Origin of the sequence: Butyrivibrio sp. VCD2006 (assembly GCF_000423925.1) — a bacterium.
Classification (GTDB): Bacteria; Bacillota; Clostridia; order Lachnospirales; family Lachnospiraceae; genus Butyrivibrio.
This window is the reverse complement of the sequence record NZ_AUIX01000007.1, coordinates 77,409-92,043: the sequence shown is the minus strand read 5'-3', so window position 1 is coordinate 92,043 and position 14,635 is coordinate 77,409. Positions and strand designations below refer to the sequence as shown.

The 14,635-nt window shown below is 42.2% G+C and carries 11 protein-coding genes; all 11 read right to left on the bottom strand.

Annotated elements, in window-relative coordinates; genetic code table 11:
* Positions 1-20 precede the first annotated feature (20 nt).
* Positions 21-740 (bottom strand): ComF family protein, encoded by a 720-nt coding sequence (locus G586_RS0104355; protein WP_026526734.1) that lies wholly within the window; start codon positions 738-740, stop codon positions 21-23.
* On the bottom strand, positions 730-2,952 hold the full coding sequence (gene recD2, locus G586_RS0104350; protein ID WP_026526733.1) for an SF1B family DNA helicase RecD2: 2,223 nt from the start codon (positions 2,950-2,952) through the stop codon (positions 730-732). The genes G586_RS0104355 and recD2 overlap by 11 nt, the downstream gene beginning before the upstream one ends.
* Positions 2,953-3,090: 138 nt before the next feature.
* Positions 3,091-3,468: a hypothetical protein gene (locus tag G586_RS24625; RefSeq protein ID WP_051204517.1), complete on the bottom strand. Its 378-nt coding sequence runs from the start codon at positions 3,466-3,468 to the stop codon at positions 3,091-3,093.
* A 17-nt stretch (positions 3,469-3,485) separates the two neighbouring features.
* Complete coding sequence (locus tag G586_RS0104340) at positions 3,486-4,313, bottom strand: flagellar hook-basal body protein (protein WP_026526732.1); 828 nt, start codon at positions 4,311-4,313, stop codon at positions 3,486-3,488.
* A 74-nt stretch (positions 4,314-4,387) separates the two neighbouring features.
* Positions 4,388-5,248 (bottom strand): flagellar hook-basal body protein, encoded by an 861-nt coding sequence (locus G586_RS0104335; protein ID WP_026526731.1) that lies wholly within the window; start codon positions 5,246-5,248, stop codon positions 4,388-4,390.
* A gap of 89 nt (positions 5,249-5,337) precedes the next feature.
* Complete coding sequence (locus G586_RS0104330) at positions 5,338-6,330, bottom strand: rod shape-determining protein (RefSeq protein ID WP_026526730.1); 993 nt, start codon at positions 6,328-6,330, stop codon at positions 5,338-5,340.
* A 250-nt stretch (positions 6,331-6,580) separates the two neighbouring features.
* On the bottom strand, positions 6,581-9,442 hold the full coding sequence (gene uvrA, locus G586_RS0104325; protein ID WP_035772485.1) for an excinuclease ABC subunit UvrA: 2,862 nt from the start codon (positions 9,440-9,442) through the stop codon (positions 6,581-6,583).
* A 210-nt stretch (positions 9,443-9,652) separates the two neighbouring features.
* Positions 9,653-11,647, bottom strand: coding sequence for an excinuclease ABC subunit UvrB (uvrB, locus tag G586_RS0104315; protein ID WP_026526728.1), 1,995 nt, complete (start codon positions 11,645-11,647; stop codon positions 9,653-9,655).
* Positions 11,648-11,707: 60 nt separating this feature from the next.
* Positions 11,708-12,628, bottom strand: a complete 921-nt coding sequence (locus G586_RS0104310) for a serine/threonine protein kinase (RefSeq protein ID WP_081674184.1) — start codon at positions 12,626-12,628, stop codon at positions 11,708-11,710.
* On the bottom strand, positions 12,574-13,197 hold the full coding sequence (locus tag G586_RS0104305) for a hypothetical protein (protein ID WP_026526726.1): 624 nt from the start codon (positions 13,195-13,197) through the stop codon (positions 12,574-12,576). Before G586_RS0104305 ends, G586_RS0104310 begins: the two co-directional genes overlap by 55 nt.
* Positions 13,198-13,374: 177 nt before the next feature.
* Complete coding sequence (locus G586_RS21725) at positions 13,375-14,631, bottom strand: S41 family peptidase (protein ID WP_242831969.1); 1,257 nt, start codon at positions 14,629-14,631, stop codon at positions 13,375-13,377.
* Positions 14,632-14,635: the final 4 nt, after the last annotated feature.

Genomic DNA, 14,635 nt, shown 5'->3' with positions numbered 1-14,635 from the left:
TATTTTGCAGCGCTTAGTGTTCACACTACCTGGCCTATTGCAAGCGTAACAAAGAAGATCCTTTCCACTCCGTGCCTCCTGAATTCTCTTGCGAGCTCGTCCATAGTACTGCCGGTTGTGTAAATGTCATCAATAAGGATAATACACTTAAATTTTACATCATTTTCTCTTATATTGAAAGCCTTTTTCAAATTCGAGCGGCGCTCTGATGAGTCAAGCATTTTCATCGGGACAGTATCTCTGACCCTTATAACCACATCATTTCTGACAGGGATGTTCATACTCTTTCCAAGCGCTTTAGCAAAAATCTCTGCCTGGTTATACCCACGCTTTTTCTGTTTATTTGCATACATCGGTACCGGAATAATCACTTCTGCATTAAAGTCTTTTATAACGCTTCCCAGATATCTCTTTGCCGCATCTGCATAAAAATCCGCATATTCCTTCCTGCCTGAATACTTGAATCTGTAAACCGACCCGGAAACCGATCTATATCTGAAAACACCAACCCCTCTGTCAAAATAATGCCTCATACTTGCACAATCATGGCAATACTCTTCATCCGGATCAGTCAGGGGTTTTCCACACTTCATGCAGATCACCCTCCCCGCAGGCTTTATAACCCTTTTACACTCCGCATGTATCAGACCTTCATTATGTTTTACGATATCATCGCAGACAGGGCACCTTCTTGGATAAAGGATGGAAACAATCCTCTCAGTGATGTTCTCAGTCTGCATCGTTAACCTCCAGGATCCTGGCCTTCAGTCCCGTATATCTTCTTAGTTGTTCTTCATTCTCAATCATAGTATTCAGAGTCTCAGTATTTCCAAGAACCACGACACACTTCTGGGCTCTGGTCACAGCCGTGTACAAAAGGTTACGGTTCAAAAGCATTCTGGGGCCTCCAAGAAGAGGAAGAATTACTGCGGGATATTCCGAACCCTGGGATTTATGAATTGTTATAGCATATGCATGTTCCAGATCTTCAAGTTCCGAAAAGGGATATGTAACGCATCTTCCCTCATCAAACTCCACCGTGAGTTCCTTCATAGGAATATTCATGTCCTTAACAACACCCATATCTCCATTAAATATCCCCATTCCCTTGTCGGTGGGTATTCCATATTTACCGTAGACCTCCCACTCTGCCTGATAATTATTATGAATCTGCATCACGCGGTCACCGACACGAATAACTCTGTCTCCATGAACATATTCTTTTTTTCTGTCGTCTGCCGGATTGAGATATCGCTGCAAGACTGCATTCAGTGTCTGAGCTCCCAGAGGACCTCTCCTCATCGGTGTCAGCACCTGAATGTCCTCAGATCCTGCCTCCACATATCCCGGAAGCTTATCCCTGATCAGCTCTATCATATGTTTGTATATAACATCTGCATTATCTCTTTTTAGGAAAAAGAAATCTTTACTCTTATTATCCAGTTTTATTGGATCTCCATCTTTTATATGATGAGCATTCATAACAATATCACTCTGCTGTGCCTGCCTGAATATTTTCTTTAACGTAATGGTCGTAAATGTTTCACTTGCTATCAGATCATGAAGAACCTGTCCCGGTCCAACACTCGGAAGCTGTGAACTGTCCCCGACAAGAATAAGATGAGTTCCAGGAATGACAGCCTTTAAAAGCGCTGCAAAAAGGTGCATGTCCACCATTGACATCTCGTCTATTATGATGGCATCTGCCTCCAGAGGATTATCTGCATTTTTCTCAAAATGAAGTCTGCTCTTTTCCCCCTGATTATCGATACCCGCACCGCCAACTCCCAAAAGTCTGTGAATAGTCGATGCCTGATAGCCTGTTGCCTCCGTCATTCTTTTAGCAGCACGACCAGTAGGAGCCGCAAGAACAATTTCCATCTGCTCTTCGGCATAATACTCAATTATCGTGTTAATCGTGGTCGTCTTTCCTGTTCCCGGACCTCCTGTGATAATTACAACACCATTTCCCGCGCTTAACGCCGCTGCCTTTCTCTGCAGATCATCGAGTTCTATACCGCGCCTTTTTTCAATCTTTCTTATCCTATCCTCTAGATTCTTTTCACTTTCATTGGAAACTCTGAGGTTTAATTCCTTAAGCATGACCGCGATGGCTTTTTCCTCGTAAAAATACGAGGAGGCATACACTTCATCATCGCCCTTATATACCAATTTTCTTTCAACCATCAGATTATCCATCTGAATCTCAATACTTTCTTCCGGCACCCCCAAAAGTTCCCTGCTTTTTTGTATCAGCTCCGTCTTAGGAAGATAGCTGTGACCGTCCTGTGCTCCCTCGAGAAGTACATATAGAACACCACTCCTTATTCGGTAATCAGAATCTACTCTTATGCCAACCTTGGCAGCTATCTCATCAGCTGTCTTAAAGCCTATTCCCTCTATGTCATCCGCAAGCTTGTACGGATTCTCTTTAAGTATTTTGTATACCTGGTTTCCATACTTTTCATAAATTCGCACGGACATATTCCCGGTAATGCCATATCCAGACATAAATACGAATGCGTCCCGCATCTCACGTTTATCAGCAAGCTGAATTGCAATATCCCGCGCCTTCTTCTCACTTATCCCTTTGATTTCTGCAAGTCTCTCAGGCTCGTCTTCAATGATTCTGAAGGTGTCCTTTCCGAACTTTTTTACAATCCTTCTGGCCATTGTTTCGCCTATTCCCTTTATGGCCCCGGATCCAAGATATCTCTCCATGGATTCTGTATCATCCGGTGCAGCAATCTTATAGCTGCTGACCTTTATCTGTTCACCATAGACGGGATGTTCAGTCATATCCCCGGTTATTTCAAGAGTATCGCCCTCATCCACATCAATAAAGCTTCCGACGCAGGTTATCTCTTCACCGTCACTGACAAGCACCATTACTCCATAGCTTCTGTCAGGACTTCTGTATATAAAATGATCTATATATCCCTTTACTTCCATGCTTCTCCTCTATAAACGCCGGATATTACCGGTCTGATACCCCCATAAGACAATAAATATATTTACTGTCTATAAAAATAGTCTTATGCATAAAGAATTCCCTCTTTTTACTTAAAGAGGGAATTTCATTTTTATTATTTAAAGATTGTAATTTCGCTTCATGTTTTCATATAGCATCTGTGCCAATCCATTACTCTGTGTATCCGCACCGGTTGCTGCGATGTCCTGAATTGTAAGATCCTTGAAATAATCAACCATCTTACTCATGGAGCCGCTTTCTTCTTTACTGAACACCTTAGCAGTTTTCTCATAGCCTTTATATATCTGCTCCATAAAATATGCTTCAAACTGCTTGCAGGCATCCATCAGCTCTTTATCAACCTTGGCTTTATCTTCCTCAGTCTCAATCCGCCTCACCTTGGATGCAGCTGCATTTATTTTATCCGAGGCAGCCTGACTGGTGGCATATTGCGAAATACCGGACAGACTGTTTAATGAATTCATATCCATAGCCATATTTTTATACCCTTACATTATCTCTTGAGTCCGTTTGCTGTCTGCATCATCTCATCAGTTGTGGTTATTGCCGTGGAATTCATCTCATAAGCTCTCTGAGCCACGATGAGGTTAACCATTTCAGTAGCAACGTTTACATTTGAGCCTTCCAAATATCCCTGAACTACTGTACTTCTTCTGATACCCTGAGTCGTAGCTTCCGGAAGTGCGTCACCGCTGGCAAGCGTAGCCATAAAACTTGTATCTCCGACTCTTTCAAGTCCTTCTGCATTTCTGAACTGGAAAAGAGCTATTGTTCCAATATCCTGACGCTGCTGATTGATATCGAGATAATAGAGATTGCCCTCTGCATCACAGTTAATATCGGTAGCTTTTACTGTAACATCGTTAACAACAAGAGGATTACCGTCAATTCCCAGTACCGGATTACCTTCTGAAGTTGTAAGCTCCAATGTGTTCTGCTCAGTGAGCGCCCAAACAAAATTACCATTTCTGGTATATCTGAGATTAGCAGGATTCAAATCCTGCGCATCTGTTGAATATACAAAAAATCCATCACCCTGTATTGCAAATGCAGAGCTGGAGTCATTATCCTGTAAATTTCCCTGTGTAAAGAACTGATTGATGGATGAAACTCTTACACCGAGACCAACATCAGAGTTAACAGGCGATCCTGTTGTCTGAACTGTTTTGGTCTTCAGCTCCTGGTACAGTAAAGATTTGAACTTGGCACTTTGTGCCTTATAGCCTGCAGAGTTAACGTTAGCAAGATTATTCGCAATAGTATCTACGTTTGTCTGCTGTGCATTCATGCCGGATGCTGCTGTCCATAAGCTTCTTACCATAAAATACCTCCTAGCGTAAACCAATACTCCGCCAATTAATTTATCGGCTCATTGCGCTATCAGATTAATAGTATTTACTGAACTTTTCCCAACTGATTTACAGCTATATCCAATGTGTCATCCTCAGCCTGCATAGCCTTGGCATTGGTATCGTAGTTCCTCTGTATAGTGATAATACTGGTCATCTCATTTACTACACTTATATTCGATGATTCCAGATATCCCTGATTAACTGTTGCATTGGCTTCCTCAGCAGTTGTAGAAATTACCTGTGCCCCACCCTCGCCTATAATAAATGAATTATCCTGATACCTCTGCAAAAACTGCGGCGAATCGAATCTTGCAACCTGTATTGTTGCAACAACATTTGTATTCTGAATAATTCGTCCGTCCTGTAATATTGTAGTATCCGCTAACGGATCAAGCTGAATGGGATTATTATTGACATCCAGGACATTATTACCCTCGCTGGTAACAAGGTAGCCATCCAGCGTCAGGGTAAAATTACCGTCTCTGGTATATTTGATAAGCTGTCCGCCTCCATCAGGATCATCAGAGGCATATGAAGTAGCAAAAAATGCATTTCCGCCGGCGCTCATATTATCATTAACTGAGTCGTCGTCCACATTTGGAAGTCCGTTATTCAGAGCAACATCATATTTCTGATCCGTCTGTCTCAGAGCTCCCTGTTCAAAATTTGTATAAGTTCCGGCAAGCTTCACTCCCGGATTCATAAGGCCAAGTCTGCGCGCTGTCCAGGGGGCATCAGAGTAATCCTTGATCTTCAGACCAAGAAGATCACGGAATGAACGGCTGACCGAGCGTTCCTCCTTGAAACCGGTAGAATTAACATTGGCCAGATTGTTAGTCTGGATATCCATTCGATTCTGCTCGGTGATCATACCTGTATACGCGGTGTACAGACCTTTTACCATATGCCTTTACCTCTCCTGTCGCAAGAACGTAGACGCGTTAGTCAAAACATTACATTTCTATCGCGCGAGTACGCATCCTTTTGGAGCGTTTATACTTCGCGATATCCGGCAAGGAACTCAACATAACGTCCTGTTCCGATTGCAACCGCAGTCATAGGATCCTCGGCTGTCACAGTATTGATACCTGTCTTGGAAGCGATAAGGTCATCAAGACCTCTGAGCAGACTTCCGCCACCTGTAAGAACTATTCCTCTGTCAGCGATATCAGCCGCAAGTTCCGGAGGAGTTCTCTCTAAAACACTGTGAATAGCTTCCACGATCTGAGCTGTGGTCTCTCTTAAAGCTTCTTCTGTTTCCTCAGAGGATACCTTAACAGTCTTGGGAAGACCTGTTACAAGGTTACGTCCTCTAACATCCATATAATCTGCTTCTGCTCTTGGATATGCTGCACCTATCTTGATCTTTATATCCTCGGCTGTTCTCTCACCGATAAGAAGATTGTGCTTTTTACGCATATATCTGACAATAGCTTCATCAAAATCATCGCCTGCAATCTTAACAGATGTGCTGACAACGGTTCCACCAAGTGAAATAACCGCGATATCAGATGTACCGCCACCTATATCTACGATCATGTTTCCACAGGGCTTGGTAATATCTATTCCTGCACCGATAGCAGCTGCGATAGGCTCCTCGATAATACGCACATCTCTGGCTCCTGCCATAAGAGTAGCATCTTCAACAGCCTTACGTTCAACTTCCGTTACTCCACTGGGTACGCATACAGCTATAAGAGGCTTTCTGAAGGTTCTGTGTCCAATAGCCTTAGTGATGAAATACTTCATCATCTGCTCGGTAACCTTATAATCTGAAATAACACCCTGTCTAAGCGGTCTTACAGCCACGATGTTGCCGGGTGTACGTCCAAGCATCAGTCTGGCATCCTCACCGATTGCCTTGATCTTCTCAGTATCTCTATCATAAGCCACAACAGATGGCTCCTTCAAAACTACACCCTTGCCACGGATGTAAACAAGGATACTTGCTGTTCCTAAATCAATTCCTATATCTGTATACTGCATTTAATCTATTACCCCTTTCTGGAAATAAGGCTCAGAGCGCATAGTCGCTCACAATAACTTAATTAAAGATATAATTCATTAGCCATTATAAACCAATGGGGCAAGTTTTTAAACATCTAATCGTATTTTTATATCATATAATACCAATTTCCAATGTCACAAAAGGCAGCTCTGCACTGAATGCATAGCTCATGCCTATAGGTATATCGGCATCACTTTATAAAAACTTAATACTTTTGAATAAATTTTTTTATTTTTTCTCAAGCATTTTTTTGATGTATGCACCCGTATATGACTGCTTGCATTTTGCGACCTCCTCAGGAGTACCGCAAGCCACAACAGTACCTCCGCCGGAGCCTCCCTCCGGTCCCATATCTATGATATAGTCTCCGGTCTTTATCACATCCAGATTATGTTCAATGACTATAACCGTGTTACCCGCTTCAACAAGATCATGCAAAATCTTTACAAGCTTTTGTACATCCGCAAAATGTAGTCCTGTGGTGGGCTCATCAAGAATATATATTGTTTTGCCCGTACTCACTCTTGATAACTCAGTGGCAAGCTTAATTCTCTGGGCTTCTCCTCCGGAAAGCTCCGTAGAAGGCTGCCCCAGCTTAACATAACCAAGTCCCACATCATAAAGAGTCTTGATCTTTCTCTTAATTGTCCTTATGTTTTCAAAAAACGGCAGAGCCTCCTCAACTGTCATGTTGAGGACATCATATATATTCTTACCCTTATAGTGAACCTCAAGAGTTTCTCTATTATAGCGCTTACCTCCGCAAACCTCACAGGGCACATAAACATCGGGAAGGAAATGCATTTCAATCTTAATGATTCCATCTCCTCCACAGGCCTCACATCTTCCGCCTTTTACATTGAAGGAAAATCTTCCCTTTTTATATCCTCTTGTCTTGGCATCAGGTGTTCCTGCAAAAAGATCCCTTATCATATCGAATACCCCGGTATATGTTGCAGGGTTCGATCTGGGAGTCCTTCCTATAGGCGACTGGTCAATAGCAATCACCTTATCAAGCTGTTCTATTCCTTCTATGCCTTTGTGTTTACCAGGTATGCATCTGGCTCTGTTTAAGTCCCTCTCAAGATGCTTATATAAGATTTCATTAACAAGCGAACTCTTACCTGATCCGGAAACACCGGTCACTATGGTAAGCACTCCCAGGGGGAACTTAACATCAATATTCTTAAGATTATTCTCCTCAGCTCCCTTAACCTTGATCCATCCGGTGGGCTTTCTTCTGTGGTCAGGAACTTCTATCTTTAATTTGCCAGCAAGATATTGTCCGGTCACAGATTCCTTGACCTTCATAATTTCTTCAGCAGTGCCTGCTGCCACGATCTCACCGCCATGTGATCCTGCGCCTGGGCCCACATCTACAATGTAGTCAGCAGCCCTCATGGTATCCTCATCGTGTTCGACAACAATCAGAGTATTGCCAAGGTCTCTCAGGTTCTTAAGTGTATTTAAAAGCTTGTCATTATCCCTCTGATGAAGACCGATACTTGGCTCATCAAGAATATAGCAGACTCCGCAAAGTCCGGACCCAATCTGAGTCGCAAGCCTTATTCTCTGTGCTTCACCTCCGGAAAGAGTAGCAGTTGCTCTGGAAAGAGATAGATAATCCAATCCTACATCTATGAGGAAACCCACTCTGGCTCTTATCTCTTTTAAAACCTGAGATCCGATCATTTCCTGCTGCTTTGAAAGCTTTAGATTTTCAAGATACTCATGAAGTTCTCCTATGGACATTGAAGTGATCTCAAAAATATTCTTATCGTCAATTGTTACAGCAAGAGAATCCGCTTTAAGTCTCTGACCTTTACATGATGGGCAGGGTGTAATTCTCATATACTGCTCATATTCCGCCTTTTGTTGTTCGGAATAGGTCTCGCGATATCGCTGTTCAACATTTTTAATTAGACCATCAAAAGTTATGGGATATCTGCCTTCGCCTCTCTGACCGGTATACTCAACCATAACCTGTCTGTCAGCACCATGGACCAGCATATCCCTGACCTTTTTAGAGAGTTTTTCAAAAGGAGTATCAAGACTGAATTTGTACTCTTTAGCCAGTGCTCTCAACATCGCATTTGTAAAGCTACCCTCTTTTCCGGAGGATGCCCAACCTGTAACCTGAAAACACCCCTCACTTATTGAGAGAGTTTTATCAGGTATCATAAGCTCTTCATCAAATTCCATCTTATAACCAAGACCTGTACACTCAGGACAGGCTCCAAAAGGATTGTTGAAAGAGAAGCTTCTTGGCTCGATCTCCGAAATACTGATTTCACAATCAGGGCAAGCAAAACTCTGGCTAAAGTTCATGGGCTCTCCGTCGATAACATCCACGGTAAGAAGTCCCTCTGCAAGATTAAGTGCACTCTCTATTGAATCTGTAAGTCTCCCTCTGAGCTCATCATTATCCTGTCTTATAACCAATCGGTCGACTATAATCTCAATATTATGCTTAAGATTTTTATCCAGTTTGATTTCTTCTGACAGATCATACTGACTATCATCAATCCTTACTCTCACAAAACCGGCTCTTTTTGCTCTGTCCAGAACCTTGGCATGTTCACCCTTTCTGCCACGAACAACAGGCGCCAGAATTTGAAATCTTGTTCCTTCTGACAACGAAAGAATCTGATCAGCCATCTCATCAACGGTCTGCCTTCTGATCTCTCTGCCGCAATTCGGACAGTGAGGTATACCTATTCTGGCATAGAGCAACCTAAAGTGATCATATATCTCAGTAACAGTTCCTACAGTAGACCTGGGATTTCTGTTAGTCGACTTCTGATCAATAGAAATAGTCGGTGAAAGTCCCTCTATTTTTTCCACGTCAGGCTTATCCATCTGCCCAAGGAACATCCTCGCATAGGAAGACAGAGATTCCATATATCTCCGCTGTCCTTCAGCAAAAATAGTATCGAACGCCAGTGAGGATTTTCCCGAGCCAGAAAGCCCTGTGAATACAGTCAGGGTTTCTCTTGGAATCTTCACCTCTACGTGCTTTAAATTATGTTCATTGGCACCGCGTATTCTAATATAATCATGTATATCACTTGAAAGTATCTTCTTTGCCATATCGCTCCTTTTCCCTCATCCGTCAGCTTCGCTGACACCTTCCCCCAGAGGGGGAAGGCAGTTATATACAACTCTCCTCAAGCATTCCAAAGGGAGATAGCTGTTATATACAGCTCTCCTCAAGCATTCCAAAGGGAGATAGCTGTTATATACAGCTCTCCTCAAGCCTTCCCCCTTTGGGGGAAGGTGGCACGTAGTGCCGGATGAGGGTCACTTCCCTCCGGTTAATTCAAGCAGGTTCTTCTTCAGCTCCACCATCTGATCCCTTAGCATGGCAGCCGTCTCGAAGTCAAGCTCAGCAGCAGCTCTCTTCATGCGCTTCTCGACATCCTTGATAACTTTCTCCAGTTCCTTTTTATCCATTGACTCAGGATCTTTCTCGAACTGAACCTCCTGCTTTGCAACAGCCTTTGTCACACTGATAAGGTCTCTTACTGCCTTCCTGATTGTCTGCGGCGTTATGCCATGCTCCTCGTTGTAAGCCTCTTGTATCTTTCTTCTGCGCTCAGTTATTTCGATCGCATTTTTCATGGAATCCGTCATGTTATCCGCATACATGATAACGTGTCCGTCTGCATTTCTCGCAGCTCTTCCTATAGTCTGTATCAACGAAGTCTCTGACCTGAGGAAGCCTTCCTTATCGGCATCAATTATTGCTACCAGTGAGATCTCAGGTATATCTAGGCCCTCCCTAAGAAGATTGATTCCGACAAGCACATCAAATACATCAAGTCGCATATCACGTATTATCTGCGCTCTCTCAAGGGTATCGATATCAGAGTGCATATATTTCACTCTGATGCCTGTCTCTGCCAGATATTCCGTAAGATCCTCAGCCATCTTCTTGGTAAGTGTTGTAACAAGTACCTTGTTCTTTTTAGCTGTCTCTTTGTTAATCTCAGTAATGAGATCATCTATCTGACCCTCTACAGGTCTTACTGAAATCTCAGGGTCAAGAAGTCCTGTCGGTCTTATTATCTGTTCAGCACGCAAAAGCTCATGCTGTTCCTCATAGGGTCCCGGCGTAGCAGAACAAAACAGCATCTGATCTATATGCGCCTCAAACTCTTCGAAATTAAGAGGTCTGTTATCAAGAGCAGATGGTAATCTGAAACCATAATCGACAAGCGTAGTCTTTCTGGATCTGTCTCCATGATACATGCCACCTATCTGAGGAATTGTCATATGAGACTCATCCACTATTATGAGAAATTCGCCATCAAAGAAATCCATTAGTGTGAGGGGCGGCTCTCCCGGCTTTGCAAAATTCAGATGCCTTGAATAATTCTCGATTCCGGAACAGAATCCGGTCTCTCGCATCATTTCTACATCAAAATTCGTGCGCTCAGCTATCCTCTGTGCCTCAATAAGCTTATCCTCGCTTTTGAAAAACTTGACCTGCTCATCCAGCTCAGCCTCTATATTCTGGCATGCCAGATTGATCTTCTCCTGTGGCACAACATAATGTGATGCCGGATAAATCATGACGTGAGTCAGCTCATTTTTAATAGTTCCGGTAACCGGTTCAACCTCACATATTCTATCTATCTCGTCACCAAAAAGTTCAATTCTTATAAGATAGTCATCCGCTTGTGCCGGAAAAACCTCTATCGTATCGCCACGAACTCTGAAATTACATCTATTAACATCAAGGTCATTCCTCGTATACTGAATTGCCACAAGATCCTTCAGAATCTGATCGCGGCTCCTCTCCATCCCCGGACGGAGCGAAATAGACATTCCTTTGAATTCATCAGGACTTCCCAGACCGTATATGCAGGACACACTGGCAACGACAATGACATCCTTCCTCTCTGTAAGAGATGCCGTTGCTGAAAGCCTCAATTTATCTATCTCATCATTTATCGCGGAATCCTTTGCAATATAAGTATCCGTTTGAGGGACATATGCCTCCGGCTGATAATAGTCGTAGTAACTAACAAAATACTCTACTGCATTATTTGGGAAAAACTCCTTAAACTCGCCATAGAGCTGTCCGGCCAATGTTTTGTTATGGCTTATTACCAGAGTTGGCTTATTCAATGCCTGAATAACATTTGCCATGGCGAACGTCTTACCCGAGCCGGTAACACCCTGAAGAGTCTCAAACTGATTCCCTTCCTTAAACCCCTTAACCAGTGCCTCGATTGCCTGTGGCTGGTCTCCGGTTGGCTTATATTCAGATTTAAGTTCAAAATGATCCATGTGAACACCTCAAATAATTCCGAACATATTTTCGATATACAGATTATTCTAACATATCATTTATAAAAACTCAATCGTATCAAATGTTCTGACAACATCTATAAAAAGCTCGGGCTTTTCGGCTTTCTTGCGCACCTTTTTGCATTTTTCCCTCTCATCTTTTTGTTGAAAAATTTCCTTACAGAAGACATGTCGCTTATTTCTTACCCTAACGGACAAAAGATCTTTTCTGATATCACTGATTCTCAAATACCTTTCAGATATATGTGATGCACAGCATTTTCTGACAACTTTCATCACATCTTCACTGAACCGACGCGATACTCCGGACCTTTGAAGAAAAAACTCGATTGTTTTTCCCACCTGAAATACATCTGTCAAAAAGGAATTCTCACTAAGTCCGCCATACTGTTCCGGAGCCGCATAATTCCTGGTACCCGCCCCTAAATATACTTCCTCTGGCATTAGCTTGGAATCAAAAATCCCATCATATCCCTTCGCAATCTTCGCAGTGCCAAAATCAATCAGATATACTTTGCCCGTTTTATCGACCATGAAGTTTGAAGGTTTTATATCCATATGAATTACCGGCGGTCTCAGTTCATGAAGTGCCTCTACAGCCATACAAATTCGTTCAAAAAGATCTATCATATCCTTTTCATTAAGATTTTCCGAAAAAGCTCTATCAAGAGAAGTCCCCTCGATATACTCCATAACAAGCTCTTTCTCGGAATAATAATATAAATCTGGTGAATATTTGTACGCCGAATCCTTCAGATACTCTAGTATCCGTCCCTCATTCTCAAGCTGCTGGCCGGAGAACTTCGCATCTATGGAACGCTTTATCACACAATACTTTCCTGTATTTCTGCGCACTCCCAGAAAAACTTCGGAATTACCTCCTCTTCCGATTTTTCGCAGGTTTTCTACTTCAAACATACAGCCGCTGCGGTTATTGGTCTTATTTCGCCTCTGCTCCATAGCTGACTCCTTAGATACTCCATATTTTTCTGCATCTCATTATCATCGATACACATCTGAGGACATAATCTTTTAAAAATCTCTGTATCAAGCTGTCTTTCATAAAATGCCTGATTTGCCGCTACAAGAGTACTCCCCTGCATAAGTCTGCCCTCAAAAGCGCAGACTCCGTGATTTTTATTTTCCATTGGTTTACAGGAGATTTCATTTGTTCCGAGTCTGTCTATTTTCAAAACTCTGTTGTTCCCGCGATTCATCACGAGGTAATCTATGCCATCAAATATCAGAACCGTGATATCCGGAATCTTTCTTTTTATCAGAAAACCGCGACTCCCAAAGATCACAGACAGTCTTTTTAAAGCCCTCGCCATGTCCTTTTTTACAGCTTTATATACTAGCCTTTCAGCTGTCCTTATTACCTTGTCGCAGAGTTTAGGATTCATTTTGCAACAGCTTATGACCATGACAACCATATCCGGTCTGTTTTTAAAATGTATACCTTTTATCATTAATCCATCGTTATTAGGTTTTATTCCCGGCTCACGCAAAGTGGCCGTATAATAATCCATCTACCACACATCCTTTCAAGTTAAATTTTTAAATTGGAAAAAGTATCCGTGAATCCGGATAAGGAATCAGAATTAAAACATTAGAACTATATCTCAGAAAATAATTTTTGTAAAGAACCTATTGTACATAAAAAGGCACTTCTGTTTAATCGCAGAAGTGCCTTAACATTGTAGTTATCAGGCTGCATCATCAAGAGCAGCTCCCTTTAATTCCTTTTTCAAAATTTCTATTGCCTTGTTAAGCTGATTATCTGTACCGTCTTTGTTGTACGCCTCATAGTCCAACTCAATCTCAACGTCAGGAGTAATTCCGACTCCATTAATATCATTTCCTTTAGGAGTGAAATAATTACTGATTGTAAGCTTAACCGCTGTTCCATCAGTAAACGGGAAAATCCTTTGAACAACACCCTTTCCGTATGTTGTCTCACCCACAATTGTTCCCTTGTCATAATCCTTAATGGCCCCTGACAAGATTTCAGATGCACTTGCGGAATATCCATTTACAAGAACAACCAATGGGATATCAATTTCCTTTGTTCCATCGCATTCGAAATTCTCTCGATTCCCATCCCTGTCCACCGTATAAACGATATCTCCTTTGGGAAGCAGCTCTCTTGCAATATCGCACACTGCATTCAAACTTCCACCCGGATTAGACCGAAGATCCAACACAAGGGCTTCCATTTTCTTTTTCCTAAGCTCTTCCATCCCCTGATTGAACTGCTCAGGTGTCACAGAATCAAATTCTGTTATGCCAAGATAACCAATATTATCCTCCAGCATTGTAGTATTTACTGTCTGCGCTTCGACCTTATCTCTTTTAAGAGTATAATCCAGATAATCGGGTTCTCCTTCACGATAGATAGTTATCGTAACCTCTGTGCCGATCTCACCTCTTATCAATCCAACTACTTCAGAAAGTGTCATGCCCTGAACATTTTCGCCGGCAACCTTGTAGATCACATCATTCGCCTTAAGTCCGATTTTTTCAGCAGGAGAATTCTTAATTGTGCCTGTAATTCTGGGAAGGTTGGTATCCTTATCCATACTCACGTAAGCACCAATACCGTAATATATTCCCTGAGTATCAGACATAAGATCATTGTACTCTGAAGATGTGTAGTACTCGGAATAAGGATCTCCAAGCGAAGCAACAACACCTTTGTAAATTGCATTTGCTTCAGCATCCCGATCAATTTCTGTCTTATAGTAATAATTGTTTATTGTATCCTCTATAACCTTAACCTTGTTCAGAGTCTCATCATTAACTGCAGAATCAATCTCATTTATATTCTTCGGTTTTGTTTTAAAAAATGAAAACCCTTTTGCATGTATTACAAACACTCCCGCAACTAGAAGAAATGTCGCCAGAAAAAAGCCCGCGATCACTCCCGCAAACATTATGCCTAACTTATTATCTCTAGGCTCCATAGTG

Bases quoted from the DNA above. Each gene is read 5' to 3' on its own strand.
- G586_RS24625 (WP_051204517.1), bottom strand. From the start codon at position 3,468: ATGGCTATGGATATGAATTCATTAAACAGTCTGTCCGGTATTTCGCAA.
- G586_RS0104305 (WP_026526726.1), bottom strand. From the start codon at position 13,197: ATGGATTATTATACGGCCACTTTGCGTGAGCCGGGAATAAAACCTAAT.
- recD2 (WP_026526733.1), bottom strand. From the start codon at position 2,952: ATGGAAGTAAAGGGATATATAGATCATTTTATATACAGAAGTCCTGAC.
- G586_RS0104355 (WP_026526734.1), bottom strand. From the start codon at position 740: ATGCAGACTGAGAACATCACTGAGAGGATTGTTTCCATCCTTTATCCA.
- G586_RS0104335 (WP_026526731.1), bottom strand. From the start codon at position 5,248: ATGGTAAAAGGTCTGTACACCGCGTATACAGGTATGATCACCGAGCAG.
- G586_RS0104340 (WP_026526732.1), bottom strand. From the start codon at position 4,313: ATGGTAAGAAGCTTATGGACAGCAGCATCCGGCATGAATGCACAGCAG.
- uvrA (WP_035772485.1), bottom strand. From the start codon at position 9,442: ATGGCAAAGAAGATACTTTCAAGTGATATACATGATTATATTAGAATA.
- G586_RS0104330 (WP_026526730.1), bottom strand. From the start codon at position 6,330: ATGCAGTATACAGATATAGGAATTGATTTAGGAACAGCAAGTATCCTT.
- G586_RS21725 (WP_242831969.1), bottom strand. From the start codon at position 14,631: ATGGAGCCTAGAGATAATAAGTTAGGCATAATGTTTGCGGGAGTGATC.
- G586_RS0104310 (WP_081674184.1), bottom strand. From the start codon at position 12,628: ATGGAGCAGAGGCGAAATAAGACCAATAACCGCAGCGGCTGTATGTTT.
- uvrB (WP_026526728.1), bottom strand. From the start codon at position 11,647: ATGGATCATTTTGAACTTAAATCTGAATATAAGCCAACCGGAGACCAG.